This window comes from Candidatus Phycosocius bacilliformis, from assembly GCF_003112735.1.
Taxonomy (GTDB): Bacteria; Pseudomonadota; Alphaproteobacteria; order Caulobacterales; family Aquidulcibacteraceae; genus Aquidulcibacter; species Aquidulcibacter bacilliformis.
Map to the genome: position 1 here is coordinate 1 of NZ_BFBR01000014.1, position 23,546 is coordinate 23,546.

At 57.2% G+C, this 23,546-nt stretch carries 22 protein-coding genes; 9 read left to right on the forward strand and 13 right to left on the reverse strand.

Annotated features, from left to right (window positions below):
• Positions 1-831: 831 nt before the first annotated feature.
• From PbB2_RS15475 to PbB2_RS15485, 4 genes are all read right to left on the reverse strand, one after another.
• Positions 832-1,005 (reverse strand): hypothetical protein, encoded by a 174-nt coding sequence (locus PbB2_RS15475; RefSeq protein ID WP_192576392.1) that lies wholly within the window; start codon positions 1,003-1,005, stop codon positions 832-834.
• A gap of 61 nt (positions 1,006-1,066) precedes the next feature.
• Positions 1,067-1,390, reverse strand: coding sequence for a GIY-YIG nuclease family protein (locus PbB2_RS15930; RefSeq protein ID WP_133245857.1), 324 nt, complete (start codon positions 1,388-1,390; stop codon positions 1,067-1,069).
• A gap of 182 nt (positions 1,391-1,572) precedes the next feature.
• Positions 1,573-2,481: an SMP-30/gluconolactonase/LRE family protein gene (locus PbB2_RS15480; RefSeq protein WP_108986290.1), complete on the reverse strand. Its 909-nt coding sequence runs from the start codon at positions 2,479-2,481 to the stop codon at positions 1,573-1,575.
• Between the two features lie 325 nt (positions 2,482-2,806).
• Positions 2,807-3,589 carry an SDR family NAD(P)-dependent oxidoreductase gene (locus PbB2_RS15485; RefSeq protein ID WP_108986291.1) on the reverse strand — a complete coding sequence of 261 codons (783 nt, stop codon included), beginning with the start codon at positions 3,587-3,589 and terminating at the stop codon, positions 2,807-2,809.
• 139 nt (positions 3,590-3,728) lie between these two features.
• Here PbB2_RS15485 and PbB2_RS15490 point away from each other — a divergent pair, with 139 nt between their 5' ends.
• From PbB2_RS15490 to PbB2_RS15505, 4 genes are all read left to right on the forward strand, one after another.
• The gene (locus PbB2_RS15490; protein WP_238165063.1) at positions 3,729-4,913 is read left to right on the forward strand and encodes a glycosyltransferase family 4 protein; all 1,185 of its coding nucleotides are present in this window, start codon (positions 3,729-3,731) and stop codon (positions 4,911-4,913) included.
• Positions 4,910-5,923 carry a glycosyltransferase family 9 protein gene (locus PbB2_RS15495; protein ID WP_108986292.1) on the forward strand — a complete coding sequence of 338 codons (1,014 nt, stop codon included), beginning with the start codon at positions 4,910-4,912 and terminating at the stop codon, positions 5,921-5,923. Before PbB2_RS15490 ends, PbB2_RS15495 begins: the two co-directional genes overlap by 4 nt.
• Before the next feature lie 121 nt (positions 5,924-6,044).
• Positions 6,045-6,569: a translation initiation factor IF-3 gene (gene infC / locus PbB2_RS15500; protein WP_108986293.1), complete on the forward strand. Its 525-nt coding sequence runs from the start codon at positions 6,045-6,047 to the stop codon at positions 6,567-6,569.
• Positions 6,570-6,853: 284 nt separating this feature from the next.
• Positions 6,854-8,212, forward strand: coding sequence for a M24 family metallopeptidase (locus tag PbB2_RS15505; RefSeq protein WP_238165064.1), 1,359 nt, complete (start codon positions 6,854-6,856; stop codon positions 8,210-8,212).
• A gap of 36 nt (positions 8,213-8,248) precedes the next feature.
• On the opposite strand, the gene PbB2_RS15510 is transcribed toward PbB2_RS15505, so the two are convergent.
• The 4 genes from PbB2_RS15510 to PbB2_RS15525 all read right to left on the reverse strand — a co-directional run bounded on the left by PbB2_RS15510 (position 8,249) and on the right by PbB2_RS15525 (position 12,796).
• On the reverse strand, positions 8,249-9,826 hold the full coding sequence (locus tag PbB2_RS15510) for a TRAP transporter large permease (protein ID WP_108986294.1): 1,578 nt from the start codon (positions 9,824-9,826) through the stop codon (positions 8,249-8,251).
• A gap of 3 nt (positions 9,827-9,829) precedes the next feature.
• Positions 9,830-10,492: a TRAP transporter small permease subunit gene (locus PbB2_RS15515; RefSeq protein ID WP_108986295.1), complete on the reverse strand. Its 663-nt coding sequence runs from the start codon at positions 10,490-10,492 to the stop codon at positions 9,830-9,832.
• Positions 10,489-11,643, reverse strand: coding sequence for a TRAP transporter substrate-binding protein (locus tag PbB2_RS15520; protein WP_108986296.1), 1,155 nt, complete (start codon positions 11,641-11,643; stop codon positions 10,489-10,491). The genes PbB2_RS15515 and PbB2_RS15520 overlap by 4 nt, the downstream gene beginning before the upstream one ends.
• 388 nt (positions 11,644-12,031) lie before the next feature.
• Positions 12,032-12,796 carry an SDR family NAD(P)-dependent oxidoreductase gene (locus tag PbB2_RS15525; RefSeq protein ID WP_108986297.1) on the reverse strand — a complete coding sequence of 255 codons (765 nt, stop codon included), beginning with the start codon at positions 12,794-12,796 and terminating at the stop codon, positions 12,032-12,034.
• Between the two features lie 161 nt (positions 12,797-12,957).
• Here PbB2_RS15525 and PbB2_RS15530 point away from each other — a divergent pair, with 161 nt between their 5' ends.
• Positions 12,958-13,281 (forward strand): ArsR/SmtB family transcription factor, encoded by a 324-nt coding sequence (locus PbB2_RS15530; RefSeq protein ID WP_108986298.1) that lies wholly within the window; start codon positions 12,958-12,960, stop codon positions 13,279-13,281.
• Between the two features lie 106 nt (positions 13,282-13,387).
• Here the strand turns inward: PbB2_RS15530 and PbB2_RS15535 are convergent, their stop codons facing one another.
• The 4 genes from PbB2_RS15535 to PbB2_RS15550 form a co-directional block, all read right to left on the reverse strand.
• Complete coding sequence (locus PbB2_RS15535; protein WP_108986299.1) at positions 13,388-14,050, reverse strand: 5-bromo-4-chloroindolyl phosphate hydrolysis family protein; 663 nt, start codon at positions 14,048-14,050, stop codon at positions 13,388-13,390.
• A gap of 3 nt (positions 14,051-14,053) precedes the next feature.
• Complete coding sequence (locus PbB2_RS15540; RefSeq protein WP_133245858.1) at positions 14,054-14,797, reverse strand: hypothetical protein; 744 nt, start codon at positions 14,795-14,797, stop codon at positions 14,054-14,056.
• A 27-nt stretch (positions 14,798-14,824) separates the two neighbouring features.
• The gene (locus PbB2_RS15545) at positions 14,825-15,931 is read right to left on the reverse strand and encodes a toxic anion resistance protein (protein WP_108986301.1); all 1,107 of its coding nucleotides are present in this window, start codon (positions 15,929-15,931) and stop codon (positions 14,825-14,827) included.
• A 165-nt stretch (positions 15,932-16,096) separates the two neighbouring features.
• On the reverse strand, positions 16,097-17,221 hold the full coding sequence (locus tag PbB2_RS15550; RefSeq protein ID WP_108986302.1) for an alpha/beta hydrolase: 1,125 nt from the start codon (positions 17,219-17,221) through the stop codon (positions 16,097-16,099).
• Positions 17,222-17,519: 298 nt separating this feature from the next.
• On the opposite strand from PbB2_RS15550, the gene PbB2_RS15555 reads away from it, so the two are divergent.
• The 3 genes from PbB2_RS15555 (at position 17,520) to PbB2_RS15565 (ending at position 21,943) form a co-directional block, all read left to right on the forward strand.
• On the forward strand, positions 17,520-18,995 hold the full coding sequence (locus PbB2_RS15555; protein ID WP_192576394.1) for a TolC family outer membrane protein: 1,476 nt from the start codon (positions 17,520-17,522) through the stop codon (positions 18,993-18,995).
• Between the two features lie 56 nt (positions 18,996-19,051).
• Positions 19,052-20,134: an EAL domain-containing protein gene (locus PbB2_RS15560; protein ID WP_108986304.1), complete on the forward strand. Its 1,083-nt coding sequence runs from the start codon at positions 19,052-19,054 to the stop codon at positions 20,132-20,134.
• A 129-nt stretch (positions 20,135-20,263) separates the two neighbouring features.
• Complete coding sequence (locus PbB2_RS15565; RefSeq protein ID WP_108986305.1) at positions 20,264-21,943, forward strand: acyl-CoA dehydrogenase family protein; 1,680 nt, start codon at positions 20,264-20,266, stop codon at positions 21,941-21,943.
• 138 nt (positions 21,944-22,081) lie between these two features.
• Here the strand turns inward: PbB2_RS15565 and PbB2_RS15570 are convergent, their stop codons facing one another.
• Entirely contained in the window at positions 22,082-22,645 is a 564-nt protein-coding gene (locus tag PbB2_RS15570; RefSeq protein ID WP_108986321.1) for a GcrA family cell cycle regulator, read from the reverse strand.
• 260 nt (positions 22,646-22,905) lie between these two features.
• On the opposite strand from PbB2_RS15570, the gene PbB2_RS15575 reads away from it, so the two are divergent.
• Positions 22,906-23,541: a histidine phosphotransferase family protein gene (locus PbB2_RS15575; protein WP_108986306.1), complete on the forward strand. Its 636-nt coding sequence runs from the start codon at positions 22,906-22,908 to the stop codon at positions 23,539-23,541.
• Positions 23,542-23,546: the final 5 nt, after the last annotated feature.

Sequence of the window (23,546 nt, forward strand, 5' to 3'; positions counted from 1 at the left end):
CTTCTCAGCAACAAAAAACCCAAAAAACTCGCTCTCGCCGCCGTAGCACGAAAACTCGTAACCATCGCAAATGCCGTCCTCAAACCAATACAAATCTCAATTCCACAACTGACTTGATGACAGCGTGTTTTATTGGCTGACTTAACTAAACGATGTCATCCCCGCCGAAGCGCAGCGAAGAGCGGGGACCCCATAGGGCTTTGCGCTCGGAGGTCCCGGATCGGCTGACGCCATCCGGGATGACAGCGTGTTTTATTGGCTGACTTAACTAAACGATGTCATCCCCGCCGGAGCGCAGCGAAGAGCGGGGACCCCATGGGGCTTTGCGCTCGGAGGTCCCGGATCGGCTTCGCCGTCCGGGATGACAGCGTGTTTTATTGGCCGACTTAACTAAACGATGTCATCCCCGCCGAAGCGAAGCGAAGAGCGGGGACCCCATGGCGCTTTGCGCTCGGAGGTCCCGGATCGGCTGACGCCGTCCGGGATGACAGTGGTGTGGATTGGGTTTTGTGCAAGACCGCTTTGCGCGCAACATCTGGACCTTTCGTGACGCCTTTTGAGCTACTTCTGCTTTGGAACGGTTCAAGCCAAGCTGGGCTTGCCTTGAAGCCGCCTGACAAGCGTCTTTGCGCAAGCTGGCAGGTCAAGGGGTGAAATCGGTTTCACCGACGCGCCATCGGCGCGCCCCTTGACCTGTCATATTGCGCGCTCAAACTCGAACTAAGCCTTTGCGTAGGCAAAGCCTGCTGCAAAGGCTGTCGACGCAGAAAACTATGACCTAAGCCGCGGTGAGTGAGGCGGTGCGGTCCTGTCGGGCTGCCCTACACGCCCTCACCCCTGATAATTCAGCCGCAATCCCGGCCTGTCCCAGTGCATTCTTGCCAAACGACCGGTAGAGGACAGCGTGATGTAGGCGTCGCGCATATCCGGCCCGCCAAAGGCGATATTGGTGGTCATCAAATCATCGGTAGGAACCAGGCTGTGGGCTCCAGTGGCGAGGTCCATGCGGCGATTGAGGGCCGCCTGACTGCTAATGCGTTCTGCAATCCTAGAAGACTAAAGGACCTTATCCGTTACAAGGAGGCCTGTAACTCCGTAACAAGTCCTTTTCTTCGCCCAATCTTGCCTGCTTTCCACCCACATTTACATGCACGTGAATGTGGGTAGCTTGATGATTTTTGATGCATGGCATCGCATGATGTCCATCAAAGCGCTCCGATAAATTCTCTGTTTGGCCCATATAGATGGGAATCCATCGTTTGTTTGTGTCGATTTTGCAAAAGACATAATTTCCCGGCTTGGCAGGAAGATCTTTTGGAAGCAAATAGACAGTGTACTGATATTTCGTTCCGGACACACCAACCCATTCGCAGATGTGATGGTCACTCATATCTTCGACCTCCCAAAAAATCTGGAAATTTGCCCAAGGAGGAGCGAATCAAGAGCTCATTGGCGAAAAACTTGATTTTTACTTCCCTGTTTTCTTCACAAACTGAAGGTCTTAGCCCTTAACTTACAAGTAACACCCTGTCAATTGGCAGTCTGGAAATTCACGTTACAGATCGAGCTCCCTCACCCCTGATAATTCAGCCGCAAACCCGGCCTGTCCCAGCGCATTTTTGCCAAACGACCGGTGGAGGACAGCGTGATGTAGGCGTCGCGCATATCCGGGCCGCCAAAGGCGATATTGGTGGTCATCAGATCATCGGTGGGAACCAGGCTGTGGGCTCCGGTGGCGGGGTCCATGCGGGTAATGCCGGGATTGATCAAGGTGGCGATTGCCACAGTGCCATCGGCTTCAACTGCCAGACTATCAAACAAGGTCCATTGGTCGACCCGCCCGACAACCCTGCCGGCCCGGAATGGGGTGGCGGGCGTGATCTTGCCAGGGCCTGCGACATCAAAGGCATAGAGCCTGCCTTCCATCGTGTCGGCCATATAGATGGTGTTACCATCCGGGCTCAGCCCAACCCCATTGGGCGAGGTATAGCCATGGTCAAGCTCATGGGCCGACTCTGCCCCCGGGGTCACATAAAACAAACCACCATAGTCCCGGTGGCGATGGTGGCTCTTGCCGTGGTCTGTGAAATAGAAACCCCCATGGGCGTCAAACACCAGATCATTGGGCCCGCGCAGGCTGTGACCATCAATTGTATCAAACAGGCGCTCAACCTTGCCCGTGGCAAGGTCAACCCGCTCAATCCGCCCACCGGAATAATCGGGGGGCTCATGGCCGGGAACCATCAGACCGCCAAAGTCTGACCAAGCAAAACCACCATTGTTACAGATGTAAAGCGCACCATCTGGCCCGAGTGCTGCCCCGTTCGGCCCACCGCCCGGTGTTGCGATGGTTTCGGTTTTTCCATTCCAATGACGTGTAATGGCACCAGATTTGATCTCGACAAAAATGACAGAGCCATCGTCGAACACCACAGGGCCTTCAGGAAACTGCAGGCCTGTTGCAAGGATTTCCAGTGTCATGGGCGCTCTCCCGATTATGATGAACCGCCCCGTCTTCCTGCGGTGGCCTGCGTGCATCTTCTGGCACCGAACCGATCCCCGCAAGCCCCTCTGCGATGTTACTCCTGCGTAATTCACTCAGAGGGGGTAAATCCTCAGATAGTCAGCATGCCGCAGGTTGGAATGGGCCTTGTCAGCCTCATGTCTGACCCCGGGGTCCGGTTTGACGGTACGCATATGTTACTCCTGCGTAATTCATCTGCTTGGGTGAAAATGCCAGATAAACAAAAGCCTGCCCGGCATCACCGGACAGGCTTTCGCAGGTCAGACGTGGATTAAACCCGGCTTAGCGCGGGGCCATGCGGATCGCGCCATCAAGGCGGACATCTTCGCCATTGAAATAGCCATTGGTGATCATTGTCAGCGCCAATTGGGCATATTCTTCGGGCTTTCCAAGGCGCTTGGGGAAAGGAACACTCATTGCCAACGCATCTTTGACCGCATCGGGGGCGGCATTCATCAGCGGGGTGTTGAAGATACCTGGCAGAATCGTGTTGACGCGAATGCCCTCGCCCATCAAATCGCGCGCGATGGGCAGTGTCATGCCAACAACCCCGCCCTTGGAGGCCGAGTAGGCCGCCTGGCCCATTTGACCGTCTTCGGCAGCCACAGAGGCTGTGTTGATGATGGCCCCACGCTCACCATCTTCCAACGGGTCCAAGCTCAACATGCCAGCGGCCGATTTGGCGATGCAGCGGAATGTACCAACCAGATTGATTTGGATGATCATATTGAAGGCGTCGAGCGGGAAGTGCTTGATCTCGCCGGTTTTCTTGTCGCGGCTGGCGGTCTTGATCGCATTGCCCGTACCAGCGCAATTGACGAGGATACGCTCTTGGCCATTGGCGGCGCGCGCCTTGGCAAAGCCTGCGTCCACGCTGTCTTCACTGGTGACATTGACTTCGCAGAAGGTGGCACCGATCTCGGCGGCGACTTCGGTGCCGCGCGCGACATTCATGTCAAACAGCGCCACTTTTACCCCATGGGCGCGCAAAGCCCGCGCCGTGGCTTCACCGAGGCCCGAGGCTCCGCCAGTGACGATTGCGGCAATCGTGTCATCAAGTTGCATCACGTTTCTCCCTGAGTTGATGGTTTCGCATTCGTTTGTGATTGATCGGCGCTTGATGCGGCGCGTTCGGGTAGGCAATGAACCGGCTGTGAGCTAAACGCAAGAATGCCCTGCCTCGTTTTGCTGGATTAAACCCACATTGTCGCCGACTGACTTGCCCCTGCCAGACCTGACCAACCGCACCATTCTGCAAGTTGTGCCGGAAATGGCCACAGGCGGGGTGGAACGCACCACATTAGAGGTCGCCGCCGCGATCATTGAGGCCGGTGGCCGGGCGCTTGTATTCAGTGCCGGGGGCCGCCTCGTGCCCGAGCTCGACGCCTTGGGGGCCAAACATATTCTCGGCCCTGCGGATTCGAAAAATCCTTGGACCGTCTTTGTCGCCAATGCGCAGCGGCTGCAAAACTTGATCGCGTGCGAGAACGTCGATCTGGTCCATGCACGCTCTCGCGCACCGGCCTGGAGTGCCCTGCGCGCGGCCAGGAACACCCGCACACCCTTTGTTACCACCTATCACGGGATCTATAATTCAGGCTCCAGCCTCAAGCGCTGGTACAATAGTGTGATGGCGCGTGGTGATCTCGTGATCGCAAATTCGGGTTTCACCCGCGACCATGTGATCGGCGAACATGGCCTGTCCCCCGACAAAATTGAGGTGATTTATCGCGGCGTTGATGTGGCAGCCTTTGATCCCGCCAATGTGAGCGAAGAACGGGTGCAGGCATTGGCAGAGCGGTGGCAGGTCCCGGCCAAGGCCGCCGTCCCGCGTTTGATTTTACCCGCGCGCCTGACCGGCTGGAAAGGACAAAAAGTGCTGATCGCGGCCATGGGACACCTCAAGCAAAAGGGTGTGGTTCTCGATTGCCTGCTGGTTGGCGACGCGCAGGGCCGGGATGGCTATCGCCAAGAGCTGTTGGATGCCGCCACAGCCTTGGGCCTGGAGGGCCATGTTCATCTGGTCGGCCATTGCAACGACATGCCTGCAGCCTTTCTTCTGGCCGATTGTTCGGTCACGCCGTCGATTGAGCCTGAAGCCTTTGGCCGCACAGCGGCCGAAGCCCAAGCCATGGGCCTGCCGGTGATCGCATCCGACCTTGGAGGTGCACGAGAAACTGTCGAACATGGGGTAACGGGCTTTCTGAGCCCGGCGGGTGATGCTATGGCTCTGGCCGACCAACTCAGCCGTCTTCTCGCGCTTTCACCTGCCGATCGGGCAGCGATGGGGGTGCGCGGTGCCGCTCGGGTGCGGGCGCTTTTTACCACCCGCGCCCTGCAGACAGCCACATTGGCGCTGTATCGGCGGCTGTTGGGCACAATGAAGTGACAGGAACTGACGTGGACCCGCAACGTATTCTCGTGATTGTCCTTGGCAGCATTGGCGATGCCGTACTGGCCCTCGCCCCGCTGGCGATGCTGCGCGCCCATCATCGCGATGCAGAGATCACCGTGCTGACCCAGCGCGGTAATGTGCGCTTTTTGTCAAAGTCGCCTTATGTGGACCGGGTCGATGTGCGCTGGCCACAAAGCAAATGGATCGACAAAGCCAAGTTCATTTGGTCGTTGCATCAAGAACGCTATGATATGGTCTATGATCTGACCAATTCTGGTGAAAGCGATCATTTGTTCCAACTTCTTTGGCCCTTGCGGCCTAATTGGTCAGGTGGGGCCGTTGGCTGTTCGCATCCACATGTCGACCGCACCCGGCTGACACTGCATCGGTTGGATCGCCACGCCGAGCAATTATTGACGTGCGGCATTGGCCCTAAAGAGGGCTTCGCCCCTGGCCTGTCGCCCCTGCCTGACCTGTCCTGGGTCGATTCGGTGGTGAAGGACCCTGCCAAATTGACCCCCCGCCATCATGGCATCGTCGAACCTTTCGCATTTCTGGCCCCTGAGGGACCAGCGGCAGAGCCCTCCAAACGCTGGCCGACTGCACGATATGGCGAACTCGCCCTCGACTTGGAACGCCGCGGCATCCAACCGGTGCTGGTGGGTGGACCCGCAGCCATTGAGCTGGCGGTCGAAATCCGGGCAATCGCCCCCAAGGCGCTGGATTTGGTCGCCCGGTTAGATGTGTTCCAATTCATTGGTTTAGCTCGGAAATCTATGCTGGCTGTCGGCTCAGAAGGCGATATGGCCATTATCGCTGCGGCTGCAGGTGCCCCGACATTGGCCATCATCAATCCCAATGAGACCAGTGTGCGCAAGGCGGCTCCACGCGGCTCGGCCACAGTTGGACTGGTGGCCCGCAACTTTGACACCATCCGTGTGCAAGACGTCTTAGCAGCAGCCCGGGCGGTAACCCCGACAATTCTTGAAGCTCAAGCATCTTGATGCCTTGAAGGATTGTTCATTTAAAGCCATTATTGGCATGTGATGGAACGAAGGTTCCAGACACAGGACTTTTGCGGCACCCAACCGCGCAATTCATGGAGAGACGAACATCCGACGCCCGATGGCTGCAACGCCCACCAAAGACGGTCCCCGTATCAATGAAGAGATCCGCGCACCCCGCGTCCTTCTGATTGATGAGAATGGCGAGAAGCAAGGCGAAATGCCTTTGGCCGCCGCGCTCGATGCCGCTGCTGAAGCCGGTTTGGACCTCGTTGAAATCGCAGGAACGGCCAACCCGCCTGTGGTCAAAATCCTCGATTATGGAAAATTCAAGTTCCAAGAGCAAAAGAAGCGCAACGAAGCGCGCAAGCGTCAAAAGGTCGTCGAGCTTAAGGAAATCAAGCTCCGCCCGATGATTGACGATCATGATTATGACGTCAAAGCCCGCGCTATGGCCCGCTTCTTTGAAGAAGGCGACAAGGTAAAGGTTACGTTGCGTTTCCGTGGCCGTGAGATGGCCCACCAGCATTTGGGGGTGGATCTGCTCATGCGGGTCAAGCGCGACTTTGAAACCATTGCCAAGGTGGAGAGCGAGCCACGCCTTGAAGGCAAGCAAATGACCATGGTGATGGCACCGCGCACCTAAGGGCGCTTTGGTGCTTCCAATGGACGATTAGAACCGCCCTCTTGCAGATGCAGGGGGGCGTTTTCTATTGGCGGGTGTGCATCTGCGCTGAAGGCAAGATGTCGCACGGAGGGCCATCCAAATGGCAACACCACCACCTGCAGAATGGGCCTATTGACGTTGTGCCGCACTGCATCCTGTTTGGCCGCAGGTCGCAAAGGAACACCAAGACGCCTCGACAGTGATGCGTTGCTTGCGTCATGTTCTGATACCGCCGATACAGAGCTTTCGCGGGGGTGATGAACATGACAAAAATCGTGGCGGCGGCAGTATTTGCGGCATTGATGACACTACCAAGTGCCGCAGTCGTTCAACCTCTTGCGACACGTGAGGCGACCCAGCCTGCACCCGCCCTGCCCCCAATCCTTAGCGCGCGCGACAGAGCATTGACTGAAAATCGCATCTTGGCCGAGCGGCTCGATACGATCATCCCCATGATCATGCGCGAACAAGGTATTGATTTATGGCTGTTGGTGGCGCGCGAATATTTTGAAGAGCCGGTGGTTGCATCCATGCTGGACGCTGAAAACATGCATGCACGCCGGCGCACGATTTTGATTTTCCATGACCCAGGAGAAGGCAAGCCGATCGAACGTCTAACCGTCAGCCGCTATGGGCTTGGCGGCTTATTCGCCCCTGTTTGGGACCCCACCAAGCAGCCGGATCAGTGGCAGGCCGTCGCCGACATCATTGCAACGCGCAAACCGGCAAAGATTGCGATCAATACCTCCGATCTCTACCAATTTGCCGATGGCATGACGCTCAGCCAATATCAGAAGCTCATGGCCGCTTTGCCGACGACCATGCAGGCTCGGATCGTCAGCGGCGAAGCGCTTGCAATCCGCTGGCTTGAAACGCGCACGCCAGCTGAAATGGCCATTTATCCGGCACTGGCGCAGACCGCCCACAAACTCATCCGCGATGCGCTGTCGCGGCAGGTCATAACCCCCGGTGTGACCACGGCCGAACAGGTCCAATGGTGGTACCGCGACCGTTTGCTGCAACTTGGCCTTGAGCCTTGGTTTCACCCCTCGGTTGGGATCCAGCGCAAGGGTGCAAAAGGCATGCTGGAGGGCGCGGAAGTCATCCAACCGGGCGATTTGCTATGGACTGATTTTGGCATCACATATCTTCGGCTGAACACCGACATGCAGCATCTCGCCTATGTGTTGAAACCGGGCGAGCACCAAGCACCCGAAGGGCTGAGACAAGGGCTTGCCAACTCCAATCGGGTGCAGGACATCCTTATCCGCCAGTTTGCACGTGGCCGCAGCGGGAATGAGATTTTGGCCCGCGCGCGCGCAGAAGCCGCAGCGGCGGGTCTTGATACCTCAATTTATTCTCATCCGATTGGCTTACATGGCCATGGTGCTGGTCCCTCAATCGGATTCTGGGACAATCAGAATGCGGACCCCCGCGGCAACGGTCTGATTGCGGCCAATACTGCGTGGTCAATCGAATTGACGACATTTGCCGCTGTGCCCGAGTGGGACGGGCAGCGCGTCGATTTCCGGGTCGAAGAAAACGCATTCTTTGATGGAAACACCGTGCGCTTCATCGATGGTCGCCAGACAGAGATCACCTTGATCCCGTCGGCACCTTAAGCCAGCCGCCAAACTTGGGCCCGACAAAAATGGCGCCTATCGGTACAAGAGATTGGGTAGCCAAGTTGCCAGGCTGGGGATGAACCAAATGATGGCAACGGCCAAGAGCTGTAGCCCGATGAAGGGGATCACGCCGCGATAAATGTCCAAGGTTTTGACCTCAGGCGGGGCAACCCCGCGCAGGTAGAACAGGGCAAAGCCAAATGGCGGGGTCAAGAAAGACGTTTGCAGAACCATTGCCATCATCACGGCCATCCAGATTGGATCAGCCCCCATCACGATCAAGGGCACTGCCACCAGTGGCACCACGACAAAGCAAATCTCGATGAAGTCGAGGAAGAAGCCCAAGATAAACATGATGGCGAAGGTGAAGAGAAGCGCACCAGTAAGCCCACCGGGAACTGCTTCCAACATTGATTTCACCCAATCATCACCACCAAGCCCCCTGAACACCAAGGTGAATAAGGCCGCACCAATCAGGATGGTAAACACCATGGCATTGATATCCGCGGTGGACTTCAACGCAGGCCCCAGTGACTTGGCCTGATGCAGAGCCCAAAGCCCAGCCACCACAGCAATCCCAGCCAACAGGCTCAATCCAACTGAGACAATCAAGATAAGCTGCCCCAAGAAACCGGATTTGCCGCCGAGATTTGGGATATCAACCAACAAGCGAAGCGCGACCAAAAGCGCCAGCGCGGCTGCACCAGCCAGAATGACACGGATCAACAGACTGTGTGGCCTGCCAGCATCTTGCTCGATCCGGTGGCCCGCAAGCATGGCTGCCCCTGCCGCACCAACGGCAGCGCCCTCAGTAGCGGTTGCAATGCCTGCCAGGATGGAGCCCAAGACTGCCAAGATGAGCAGCAAGGGAGCCAAGAGGGCGCGGACCACACGCGACAATTTGGGATAGTCGCCACCGGCTGCGGGGGCAGCTTTGGGTTGGCTCCAGGCAATAAAGACTTGATAGAGCAGATACAGCCCCACCAAGACCAGACCCGGAATAATCGCGCCGGCAAACAAATCGCCGACTGAAACGCCTTCACCGCCTGATTTGCCCATTTCGATCTGGGCGCGCTGATTGGCGTTGCCAATCACATCCCCCAACAGGATCAAGACGATGGAGGGCGGAATGATCTGGCCTAATGTGCCAGAAGCGGCGATGGAGCCGGTTGCAATTTTCACATCATAACCGCGCGCCAACATGGCGGGCAAAGCCAAAAGGCCCATCGTGACCACCGTGGCACCGACAACACCGGTTGACGCCGCCAGAAGCGCGCCGACGAGCGTGGTTGAATATAATAAGCCACCCCGAAACCGACCAAACAGATCGCCCATGGTTGTCAGCAAGTCCTCGGCAATCCGCGAGCGCTCTAAAATCACCCCCATTAAGACGAAAAGCGGCACGGCTGTCAGGGTCGCATTGCCCATGGTGCCAAAAACCCGCTGTGGGAAGGCCGCGAAATAGGACGGTTGAAACACGCCCATGGCCATGCCCAAAAGGCCGAATGCCAGGGCCACACCGGCAAGTGTAAAGGCCACCGGATAACCCATCATCAAGACGATGATGAGGCTCAAAAACATGGCGATATCTAAGATCCCGTGCAGGTCCATGTCTTAGGCCCCCACGTGCGGTGCAGATGTGGCAGGACCCGACACCTCAAGGCCACGCCAGCGCAGAGCCGCTTGTCCGGCATGGGCGACACCGGCCATCAACATGGTGACGGCAAAGAGGGGCATGGCAGTCTTTAGAAGAAATACGAAGGGCAAACCGTCCGTCTCGGGGCTTTTCTCGCCAATGCGCCACGCCAGCTCGACAACAGGGCCGCTGTAAATCAGCAAAAGCACCATCACCGGTGCAAGAAGGGTGCAAAAGCCGATCAAATCCAAAAGCGCCTTTGTGCGCTCGCTCACCTGTTCATAGACAATATCCACCCGGACATGGGCATTGGTTATGAGGGCAATAGGTGCGGCCATCAGAAAGCCCAGCGCATGCGCATACATCACGGTCTCATTGAGACGGGTGAAACTTTCCCCAAAAACATAGCGCAGCAACACTGTGGTCAGCATTCCAAACGCCAATACGAGCAAACAGCCTTGCGCAAAGCGGCCAAGCAAGGCTGCAATATCGGTGGCAATGTCGTTCAACACGCGCTGAACTTTTGCCGCCGGCTCACCCCAAATGGCGGTGGCAAGAGGCATGAAGAGAAAAGGCGACAGGCCGCCGAGAATGACAATGGCAATCGCCCCCAAGGGCTCTCCCAAAACCTGCGGACTCATGGGGCACCAAGGGTCAAGCTACGGGTGCGTTCGGCCAAATAAATCCCTTCAGCTTCCTCGCTCCAAGGCCGCATGGCGCGGTAGGCCTTCAGCCAACTTTGATAGATACGTCCGGCCAAGGGGTCAGCCGCGCCTGCCTCCGCCCACATGATTTGGGCGATCTTGGCCGCTTCCTTCACCACATCATCGGGTAGTCGACGCAAGGTGACATTATGCTGAGCCTTCATCGCTTCCATGGCGATGCCATTCTGATAGGTGAATTCACCGACAGAAATCGCGTAACTTTCCCGGCATGCCGCGCGCAGGATTTCCTGATGCGTGCGAGACAGCTTATCAAACTTGCCCTTATTGACCCCCACGGCCAAGATCGCGCCGGGTTCATGCAGGCCGGGCGCATAATAATAGGGGGCTTCGCGATAAAAGCCTAAGCCAATGTCATTCCATGGGCCGACAAATTCGGCCGCATCAATCACACCCGATTGTAATGCTTGATAAATCTCCCCACCGGGCATGGCAACGGCAGCGCCACCCAAGCGGCGGATCATTTCCCCGCCAATACCCGGTATTCGCATTTTAAGACCCTTGAGGTCAGCCAGACTCTTGATCTCGCGCTTGAACCACCCACCAGCTTGATGACAGGTGTTCGCGGCGGCCATTGGCACAATACCGAAGCCCGCGCTCAATTCTTCCCACAATGCCTGACCGCCACCATGATCAAGCCAGCCCATTTGCTCCATGGCCGTCATGCCGAAGGGAACAGCGGTAAAGAACGGATAGGCAGGATTTTTGCCCTGCCAATAATAATCAGCTGAATGATAGAGGTCGGCAGAGCCGGTCGCCACCGCATCAAAAACCTCAAACGCCCCAACCAATTCACCTGCGGCATAGACTTTGATGTCCAGCGTCCCACCTGAGAGTGCCAGTGCCCGTTGCGCGATCCGCTCCGCGCTCATCCCCAAGCCTGGCATGCCTTTTGGCCAAGAAGTGACCATATTCAGCCGCACCGCCCCGGCAACCGCGCCTTGGGCAGTGGTTGTGTCCCGTGCTGCGGTGCCAGTACCAGCCCCGGCAACGCGGGCCGCAGCGATACCTGCACCGGCACCTGAAAGTGTGCCAATCGCGACAGCCGTAACAAGAGTGCGACGATCCATTCCCCCAACTTCCCCCCAGACGTACCGCGGCCCCACTGGCTTATGCGCCATCAGCCAACATCGAAAGAGGCATCGCCCTATGGCACCTCGCCAGACTTGGCCGCGCGCAAGCCGATGCAGACTCACCGCGTGAGGCCTAACATGATTGCCACTCTCAGGGCGGTCAATTTTACTTTAACGCAGCGTCATATTTTCTGGGACATGTTCTCCGGGTCATGCTCTGTGGTTCATATTCTCTGGCGAGGTGTGTGTCTGGGACAATTGGCTGGGCGGGCTAAGCCACAATTCAGCTCGGATGACTTGGGGGACGTGGCATGAAGAAGCGCAAAAATGGGGTGGCCGGGGTGCAAGGCACGGCCTGAATGCACCCCGGGTCTGACGCGGAATACTATAGTTTCGTGCCGCCTGACGCATTCACAATTGTGCCGGTAACCCAAGCCCCATCTGGACCGGCCAGGAAGGAAATGGCGCTTGCGATGTCTTCGGCTTGGCCGACACGCTGAAGGGCTTGGATGGCATTTGCCGTCGCTTGACCCTCGCCAGTGCCCAGCCATGCGCTCATATCGGTATGGATCGCCCCTGGAGCCACGCCTGTGACGCGAATGCCCTTGGGTCCAAGGTCGGCCGCCAGATGCAGCAACAATGTATCGATTGCCCCCTTACTGGCTGCATAGGCGGGGATACCCGCGAAATGCGTTTTTGCCACAACTGAGGTGACAAACACGATCCGACCGCCAGAAGGGATCACATCAAGCAGCTGTTGGGTCAGCACATAAGGAGCCACCACATTGACAGCCAATGTCTCGGTCAGGGTGGCCACGTCGGTCTCTGCAAAGCCAATAAAGTGTGCAATGCCGGCATTGTTGATCAGAATATCGAGCGTATGTGCCTGTTTGGTGGCTTTAAGGATGTCCTTGGTGCGGGAGGCAAGTTTGATCACTTCGTCTGAATTGGCGAGGTCGGCTTGAACCAAGGCCCCATCACCACCGCCATCACGTATTTTCTTCAGGACCGCCTCGGCGGCAGCGGCATTCTTGCCATAATGGAGCACGACAAAAGCGCCATCCTTTGCCAAGCGTTTGGCAGTTGCCGCACCAATGCCGCGTGATGCCCCTGTTACCAAAGCTGTTTTTCCACCTAATGTCTGTGTCATGATCTGGTTACTCCAGACGGCCAATCCGTCCGATATGGCACAGGTAAGCTCGCATCTTTGTTTGTTCAATTAATCGGAACAATCGAAATTCTGATATCATGAATTAGGAAAAATAGGATCATCCATTGCCTTTACCCGCTGTAATCAGGCTATAAGAAACCATGCAGTGCTTTATTCATCCCGACATCAAGGACGTAACCCTCGAAGCGGTACTCTATGCGCTCGCGGATCCTGCACGGCGTGCCATCGTGCGCGCACTCGCGGCGGATCGGGCATGTGAGGGCGCGGGACTGTCCTGTCATGCCGCAGCCCCACCGGACTTGCCAAAAGCGACTGTGTCTCAGCATTATTCCAAGTTGCGCGCCGCTGGTGTGGTGCGCGCAACGCGCAAGGGCGTGTCGGTCATCCACACCCTTCGCTGTGACGAGCTGAACGCAAAGTTTCCGGGTCTTCTGCCAGCGATTTTAGAGGCGGTTGAGGCTTAGCCAGCGCCGTTTTCGTCCATAGAATCGCTGGACCGCTTCAACCCATGCGTCACGACGCGTGCGGTGTTTGGTCTCATCGGCTCAAAAAGCCGCGCGAGAAATCACCCTACCGACTGTTCTGATCATCCTTCAACGCGCGGTCGAGCAATTCCATATCAAGATCAACCGCCTCGAGATCTGGCCGCAGGACTGCCTCCTCAAAGCTGTTAAAGGCTTCGCGCAGGCGGGTGAGAGTCTCATCGATTTCGGTCAGTCGGGCAGGACCGGCATGATCGGCCAGGGCCAGCCGATCCGCAACCAGATCCGCAGTCGCAGGCAGATAATAGGTGAAAAAGCGCAAAATCGGATGGATCTTGTTGGGATGGACTGCCACCGCATCGAGAATGGTCAAACCATGCCGGGCTAAGGCTTGCACTGTTTCGGCAACTGGCAGAGGCAGTTCAGGCACGGCCTGTCGCAAACTCTGGAGGTGGTGATGGGCTTCGACCAACAGGCTGTGGTGGGGGTCTGTGTCATCCTCGGCTAAGGCCGGGGCGGTATCTACAGGCGTCGGGTCCGACCTACCAGCCAGCATGCGCGGCACCAAAATGGTAAGGAAACCATAGAAAGTCAGCGCCAGAATTGCTGCGACAACAGGCCCAAGGCGGAGCTCAAACAGCAATCCTGCCCCAAGCGCCAAAGACAGGGCCAAGGCACCGAGGACGGTCCACCACGATCCGCTTTTGGCAGATTTCTTGCCACTTTTGTTCGATTGTCGAGGTTCGATCACCGATCAACCCTTCGTTTTGTGGGCAAACTCATCATCGAGCGATTGATCAAGTAGGCGCAGATCAATCTCCAGACTGCGCGCATCATGGCCGCGTAACCGGCTGGCAAAATCCGTATAGGCCAAGTCCAGCTTGCCAATCATCGCATCAATCTCCGCCAATCGGGCCGCATCACCGTTGCCAGCCACCGCGCCGCGGGCCACCAGAAGATCGGCTGTCGCAGGAAGATAATAGGTGAACAGGCGCTGGACATCGCCAAATTTCGATGGGTCCGCCCGCAAACCGAGCTCGACCTCCTTTACCCGCGCCACCATGTTGCGCAGCCGCGCGCCGAGTTCGCCTTCAGCGACGCTGGCCGCCGCTTCAACCCGGACAAGAGCAGGCTTTGCATCGCCAATGACACTTTCATGCAGACGCGCACTGGCAGGGCTTGTTTCGACCGGGGCGGGAAGTTCGCCATTGTTGCGGGCTCGGGCTGACTCCTCACTCTCCCCGCCCTGATGACGACGGCGGCCATAGCCGTCATCCTCGTCATCCCAATCGTCGTCCAAACTGTCAAAGAAGTCGTCGAGCTCACCACGCTCGCCGCGTTTGCCCCCGCCAAACAGTCCGAGTGATCCACCAGCGGCAAAGAACAGCCCAATCCCGACCCAAGGATTGAAATTGCAGATCGCCCAGATGATGAACCAAAAAATCAGCGAACCCCACGCACCTGGCGAGCGCAAGCGCACAACCAAATCATCGCGCATCCAATCTTTCCGGCGCCGTCCCATCTGTTAGGACACGCGCCCCTGCACCAAAGCCTTGCGCAATTCCTGTGTCATTTCATCCATGCGCTTTTCGACCATGGCCCGCTTTTGCCGACCTTCTTCCTGTGTGGTTAAAACCCCCGCGATCGTATCGATCAGGTCGCGATTGGCTTGCTCCAAGGTCTCAAGGTCAACAATACCGCGCTGAGATTGCTCCTCGATGGCAATCGCCTGATCCTTCATCATGGAAGACGTTTGACGCAACATCTCATTGGTGGCGTCGGTCACTGCCTTTTGCATGGCCAGCGCATCTTCCTGACGGCGCAGACCCAGCAAAAGGACCATCTTTTGCTTCCACAAGGGAATGGTCAGACGGGTCGAGGCCTGCAGGCTTTCCACCAAGGTTTCATCACCAGCCTGGACGATACGGATCTGAGGCAATTGCTGAATGCCGATCTGGCGGGCCTGCTTGAGATAGAAAATGCGCTTTTCCAATCGTTCCAGCGCTTGCTGGGCATCACGATAGGCTTGGGCTTCAATCAGACCGTCGCCGGTCAATTGGGCTTCATCGGCGATGGTTTTGAGTTCTGGCAGACGGGTTGCCTTGATCTCGTCAGCAAACGCTTCCCCTGCTTCAATATAAGCAGTCAATTGCGCAATCGAGGCAGCGGTCTGCTCGTGCAAATCATCAAGAACCGCAATGTCACGCCGCAGGCCGTCCTTGCGCTTTTCAAGCTGAATGGCAATGGCGTCGATCTGGCTTGCGACATCTTCAAACTTGCCCTTGAACTTTTCAATTTCGGCGCGGGCACCGCCAAACAATTTGCCGAAAAAGCCCTTCTTCTGCATGGCAGCCGGATCAAGCCCTTTGGCCTTGGCAATAATATCGGTCAAAAGGCGGCCGGTATCGCCCAATTCGCGGTTCTGGGTCTGGGCCAAAATCCGATCGGCATAGGCGACCACATTGCGTTGGGCATTGTCACCAAATGTGGCGATAGACGCCCGGTCATCCAATGACAATTGACCGCGAATTCGCACCAAATCCTTGGATTCAACTTTGATCTCAGGGAGAATAGCTTCCGGGGCGACGGTTTCTGTCACCGTTGCCTTGCCCTCATTTGCGTCATCACTCATCGGCCTGAAGCCTCCTCATCAACCCTGATCCCGCGCCATTTCAAGGCCAGAACTTCGCCTATTTAAGAGTATCGGCTCGTTTTCGCACTAGCTTGCTTGAAAATTTGCAGTATTGGCTGCCGGAGCGCCAATGATGATTGCACCTTCGCCACCCCATAGGCGGGATTAAGCCCGATTGAGCGTCAAGGGCTGGCTTAGCCCCTCAACCACGCGCCCGTTCAATTCCAGTAACGTGCGCTTGCGATCACCCTTGCGCTTAAGACCCCAGTCAAAAAAGATCGAGGCCGCAGCAATGGTCGCAGCCAAGGGTCGGGCCTCGCGTGGCTGGCTCTTGCCAGAGCGACCACCGGGGGCAGGACAGCCAATCAATCCGCCAAAATGAGTGGTCTGCACGGGCAAAGCCAAAGTCAACAGATTGCTGCCGGGTGCGCCGATGGGCAGGCCTGATGCCGCACCAGCTACCAGCGCCAAGGTGCCTTGATCACCAGCACCGCTCCGCAGACGACCCGCGGACGGCGTTGTACTGGGGAAGAGCGCAAAAGCAGCCATGATCCGACCATCCCGGCCTTGATCAGCGCGGCCGCCTTCAACGCCCCATCCCGCCAGATGCAACGCTTTCCAAGCGCCTGTTCCATGACCGCTGATCCCAACCCGACTGGCATCCACACGGTTGGCGCGCGGCCCCAGCACTTTGGCGGCTTCCCCAATTTGATCAATAAGGAATTGCGTCTCGGCCAAACCCGCTTGGCCGGTGGCATGATCGGCGACGGTCGTTGCACCGCTGCGGCCCATGGTGTTCGACTGTTGCAGCATAGGATCGACGGCCATGACGAAATAGCCCGACGCCGCTAGCCCACCGATAAAGGCATCATACATCGCCCCGCTACATTCCTGATCGGGACAGAAAACGATCAGCGGCATGCGGTCAAACACCGTCACGGGATAGGCCAATCGCGCCCGGCACATCATGCCAGTTGGCGTGGATAAAGAAAAATCGGTCATACGGGCGGCAACCACACCCGTTGAGGCTTCATAGACTGTCTCAAAACTGTCCCGACCCCGGTTGAGCCAAGACAAAGGATTGAGACCACGCTCCTCGGATCGAGCCGAGGGCGCAGCACCCAAGGCCATTGACGGCCCCAAAGCACCCAAAGCGCAGCCGCCAACCCCCAGCGCGATCACCTCGCGCCGCGCCAGGCCATGACATCTCAGAGGGCCAAAAGGCTTGTTTGCAGTTTGAATCTGGTTGTCTGAGCTTGTGGTTGCTGGCAGATCTGTCGTCGCACGCATGTCTTTACTACACCCTCAATCCGGCCCCGTGTCCAGCCACCTGGACCGTAAAGCCCCAAGTTGGCGCAGAGCCAAAGTTTGTGGCCGCAGCGAAGCGCTGGTCAATTGCCATCTAGCCAAAAGAGGCAATTTGCGCTCAATTAGTCGTGATGATGATGAAAGGAAGTCTGATGATTTGCCTGACTGCGAGATGAACACGCCTTCAGACCATGCCCTGTCATGCCCAGAAAGTCTTCCCAACACCTCATCCCTCCCCAGCCACATCAAGTGGCAACCAAACAAAAAGATGCTCTTCACCATGAAAAAAATAGAAAACGCCGCTCTTTTCGCTTTGGGTCTCGTAGCTTTTGCGGCCCATACCACGCCCTCAATTGCCCAGACTTTGCCTGAAGCGGTCACGTTGGCTTTGCAGACCAATCCCGGCCTAGAGGCCCAACGTGCCAGCTTGCGTGCGCTCGGTCAGCGCCGCGTTCAAGCCAATGCGCAGCGCCGGATGACCATAGCCGGTGAAGCCACCTATGCTGATCAGACCGCTTGGACACGCTCGATCAATTCTGCTGGGGTGATCTCGGGCCGAATTGAAAGCAACACCACACCCACAACCTATGGCATTACGGCGTCACAACCGATCTGGCTGGCCGGACGGGTTAAAGCCGCCATGAGCCTTGCAGATGCTCAGATTGCCCAAGCCGACGCCCGTCTGGCGGCCAGCGAATTGGCGGTGATGCGCGATGTTGTCATCGCCTACGCAGATTTGCGGCGGGATTTGCGAGCCTTGGAGATTCGCCGCCAGAATCTGGCAACGCTCAATCGCCAATTGGAAGCAGTGCGCGCCCGCTTTGACGTTGGTGACGTTACCAAAACCGATGTTGCCCAAGTTGAAGCCCGCCAGGCGGCGAGCAAAACGGCACTCGCAGCCGCCGAAGCCGCCGTTGATGCCAGTAGATCGGCGATTGAACGGCTGATCGGACAGGCTCCAACGATCCTGACACCTGAGATCAAGGAAGTGGTCGGTCCTGGCAGCCTCGATCAGGCTTTGGTCTTGGCCCGCGCCAATAATCCAGACTTGGCTGCCATCCGGCTTGGCGAGACCATTGCTTTGGCCGGGGCCAAAGTGATTGAAGCCGAGAACCGCCCACGACTGACCGTACAAGCAAGCCAAGGGTGGGGCGAGAATTCCAGTTTTGATGGTAATCGCAGTGGCAGTACAGCCATTACGGCCCGCTTGAGCGTGCCAATCTTTACCGGCGGTCTGGTCAGTTCGCGTGTCACAGAAGCTCTCGGCAATGCCAATGCCGCGCGATATTCAGCAGTGGATGGTGAACGGCAGATTTCCGAGCGCACAACCAATGCTTGGAACCAGATCAAGATCGCCCGCATCGCTGTTGCCGCCTCAGCTGAGCAAGTCAAAGCCGCCCAAATTGCCTTTGATGGGGCAGAACTTGAGCAATCGGTTGGTCTGCGGACGACGCTGGATGTCCTGATCCAGCAACAGGAATTGCTGGAAGCCCAATTGGCCGAAGCCCGTGCGATCCGCGATTTGCAAGCTGCCACCATTGCACTGGCTGCAATTACCGGCAATCTCAAACCTGCTGACCTCGAGGCGACAAGCGCGACGGTGAAAAAGCCGGCGACGGTTTGGCCAACCCCGCCAGAAGTGCCTTTGATGGCCGTAGAAACCGCGTTGTCAGTGGTGCCGCTGCCCAGTGTGGTATCGCAAAAGGCCGCAGATCGGGCGGGTGGTCGGCCCCAAACTGCACCACCCAAGAAGTGATCGGTACGTCAATTTTCCGCTTCTCTTTTGGCGGGAAATAGGTCAGAGGTAATGCTATGGTCCGCCCGCTTCACACCAAGCTTTCCTCTGACGTGTCGCTCAACCCAGCTGCAGACGCGCTTAGTTTATTGCATGCGACCGCCTGTCAAATCGACGGGGCGGGGCGGCTGACCTGGATCGACCCAACTAAAGCTTGCTTGTTTCTGCAATCTTCCCAACCACCAAGCCATTTTGATGAATTGGACTTGGCGGTTGAGGGGGCCGCATTTCAAGCCTTACGGCGGGGCCATCCAGTTCGGATCCGCCGTCCCTCCAATCTGGAGGTGATTGCCAATGTTGCGCAACAGATCATCGTATTCCGTGAAATTACGGCCTTGCCACCCGAATATGTCCCCCATGTTCCACGGGCAGCAAATGATCCTGAGGCCTTGATGCTGAAATCGGCTTTGGCCGACAATCGCATGTGTCTGTTTCGCCAGCCCATTATTTCAAGCGCCGACAATCAGGTGGTGCGCTGGGAGTGTCTATCCCGCTTGATCCAAGTCGATGGTCGCATTGTTGGGCCGGTGGAATTCATTCCCGCCGCAGAACGGGCCGGTTTGGTTGGGGAATTAGATATTGAAACGCTCAATCTGGCTTTGAGCGCGCTCACACGGGAACAAGATACGCAATTGGCGATCAATGTGTCGGCCGGCACGATCGCGGATGCAGCCGCCTGTGGGGATTATCTGGAAATCCTCGGCCATAATCAGGCGATCTCAAACCGGCTGACTGTTGAAATCACAGAGTCGATTGCCATACACGATCTGGATGCTGCCGCCCGCTTTGGTCAATCCGTCCGCTCTGCGGGTGCCCGCTTGGCATTGGACGATTTTGGCGAAGGGCATACATCATTCCGCTCGATCCGGGCCTTGCCACTCGATGAGATCAAAATCGATGGGGCCTATGTCCAAAACATTGAATCCAGAGACGATAGCCGTGCTTTCGTAATCGCCATCGACCAATTGGCCCGTGGTCTTGGCATGGAAACGGTTGCCGAGCGGGTTGAAACGGCGGAGGAAGCCGAAGCCCTGCGTGAGATTGGTGTCATCGGCCAACAGGGCTATTTTTACGGCAAACCCCGCTCTACAGGAAAATGATCCCTCGAAATCAGGGATGATCAGCGGTTTTTTGGAATAATCATGCGCAGATCGGGCGAAGATTCGTCTTTGCCTTCCTGCGGCTGTGCGCTATGTCATGCTGCAGATGCGAAATCAGAGGGTCTCACCATGAACGCCGCCACACCCAAGCTTCACTTGGAATTGTCGCCAGTCACCGTCCCTGCTCTTCTGGCAGAAGCGGCAAATGCTTTGGAACCAATCAAGGCTGCCGCCCTTGCCTTTGTGCGCGCACGCGTGGCGCCTGCTGGCAAGATTGACCGCAAGCTGATTGATGTTGAGCAACATATTGTTCACGGCTTGGCATGGGTGACGACCTATGTCGAAACCTTGCGGGAAGTGGCCAATTGGGCGCAGGCACTGCAAAGCAACAACCAGTTTGGCCAGACTGAAAGCGCCTTATCCTGCCTGTTGTTTGCCCATTATCTTGGCGACCTCAAAGGTGGGATCGCCATGAATCAGGGCGAGACGATTCGCCCCAGCGAATTGGGTCTTGAGGATGTGGTGGCTGATGCTTTGTCCGGCCCTGCCGCCGTCGCGCTTTTGGGGGCTGGAACCCAAGAACTGAAGACCCAAGCAGCCGATCTTGTCGCTCAAGCCCAAGGCAAGGGGACGATTGAGGCCACCGGACTTGATGAGACCTATGAAATGATCCGCGACACATTCCGCCGCTTTGGGCAGGAAAAAGTCGCCCCCTATGCCCATGGTTGGCATTTGGCCGATGAATTAATCCCCATGCCGGTCGTCACCGAGATGGGGGATCTGGGCGTGTTTGGCCTGACCATTCCGGAAGAATATGGCGGCTCGGGCATGGGCAAGACTGCCATGTGTGTGGTGTCAGAAGAATTGTCGCGCGCCTATATCGGTGTGGGGTCGTTGGGGACACGCTCAGAAATTGCCGCCGAACTCATTCTCAATGGCGGGACCGAGGCGCAGAAGCAGACTTGGCTGCCCAAGATTGCCAGCGCGGAAATCCTCCCAACTGCGGTTTTCACCGAGCCGAATACAGGTTCAGACCTTGGGGCTTTACGGACCCGCGGGGAGAATAAGGGCACACATTGGGAAATCACGGGAAACAAGACGTGGATCACCCATGCCGCGCGGGCCGACTTGATGACGCTTTTGGCCAGAACCAAACCTGAGACCACGAATTTCTCTGGCTTGTCCATGTTTCTGGCAACCAAGCCGCGCGGCACCGACGACACGCCCTTCCCAGCAGAAGGCATGACTGGTGGCGAGATCGAAGTTCTGGGCTATCGCGGCATGAAGGAATATGAGCTGGGCTTTGATGGCTTTAAAGTTGACTCCGACAACCTGCTCGGGGGCGTTGAAGGCATGGGGTTCAAGCATCTCATGGCGACCTTTGAGAGTGCGCGCATTCAGACCGCTGCACGCGCCATCGGTGTTGCCCAAAATGCTTTGGATCTGGGCTTGAGTTATGCGCTCGACCGGCAACAATTCGGCGTTGCCATCTTCAGCTTTCCGCGTGTCCACAACAAGCTGGTACAAATGGCTGCCGAAATCCTTGGTGCGCGCCAACTCACGTATTTTGCCGCCCGCCAGAAAGATGAAGACAAGCGCTGCGACCTCGAAGCAGGCATGGCCAAGCTGTTGGCCGCACGTGTTGCCTGGGCAGCAGCTGACAATGCGCTCCAAATCCATGGTGGCAATGGCTTTGCCTTGGAATATCCTGTGAGCCGCGTGCTGCAGGACGCCCGTATCCTCAACATCTTTGAAGGGGCTGGCGAAATCCAAGCCCAAGTCATCGCCCGACGTTTGCTGGAAGACTGACACCAGAGGCCCAACCACGAAAAAGGCCGCGACCTGTTGCGGGCGCGGCCTTTAGCTTTGGCTCATTTATAAAGAGCGTGCGCCCTGGACGGATCAAGCCAAGGCACCGCGCAGCGCCGTCAGAAGCGGCATGAAGCCTTAGAAATTGGCCAGTCGGGCAAGACGGCGTACTTCTGAGGCCGCGCGATCTTCTTTGCTACCACCGCCCTGACGACGGTTGATCGCAGGCTGAAATGCAATCGCAGCATGCTCGGTGCAATAGACAGCCCCGGTCGCACAATGGGCCCCGCAGAAGCCGAAATCTGGATCGCCGGGATCGCCGATGGGCCATTTGCACATATTGCTGCCAAGCTGCAGCACCCCGATCAGATCACCTGACTTTTGTGGCGTCGACACCGGCTTGCTGGGCTTCACGATCGGGGCCGGGGCAGCCGGTGCCAAGGCTTTCACAGCCGATTCAACCTTAGCCGCCACATGTGGCGGGACAACCAGAACTGGACGGGTCCGTGCGGTTGGAACCGGAATGCGCTTGACGGGCCTTGACGGCGCAGCCCGACCAGCCAATCCCAGACGATGCACCTTGCCGATCACCGCATTGCGCGTAACACCGCCCAATTGCTTGGCGATCTGGCTGGCAGAAAGGCCATCTGTCCACAACTTCTTGAGGAGTGTGACGCGATCATCCGTCCAGCCATTGGTCATGCAAGCCCCCATATCTTGTTATGCCACCATCTCGGCGGCCGATTAAATACCCAGCCATAGTAGCCATGCGATCACCTAACACAAGGGCTAGTGGTTGGGTTTTCCACAAATATGGGCGCTACTCTACATGTTGATAACACCAGATATAGTATGCGGCAGGACAGACTGGACGGGCAGGAAAATCGGCCAATGGACCGGCCTTGGGCTTCACTGAGCCAGCCCTATGCGTGTCCTACGCCGAATCGGGGCAGAGATACGTCATGCTCATTGATGCCTCCACACTTGTTGCCCTGATCTCCTCGCGCATTTGCCATGATCTGGTCTCGCCCATTTCGGCCCTGACCACGGCCTTGGACATTCTTGATGATGATCATGGTGCGGACATGCGCGACCAAGCGATGGAATTGATCCGCAATTCGGCCGGCCAAGCCGCGGTGAAGCTGGAATATATGCGCGCGACCTTTGGGGCAGGGACCACAGGCGTGGGCACCGCCGATCTCGGCGAATTACGTGAATTGGCCCGCCGGTTCATCGACAGCCAAAAGCCGGAATTGGTCTGGACCTTGCCCGTGCAGACCACATCACGTGCGGCAGCTCGCATCTTGATGAATCTGATCCTTGTCGGCCTTGATTGCCTGCCGCGTGGGGGCACATTGGAAGTGGCCGGACATGAAGAGGATGGAAAACTCACGCTTCATGTGATCGCCACCGGCCCTCGCGCCAGCCTGAAGCCCGCTGTTCGTGCTGGCTTGGCCGGTGAGTTGCCTGAGGGTGGTTTTGATGGCCGCTCCGTCCAGCCCTATATGGCCTTTTTGACAGCCTCTGCAGCCCGGGCGGAACTGGCTGCCCGCGAAAGTGACGAGCGCATCGAACTGATTGTGCGTATCAACGCATAATACTG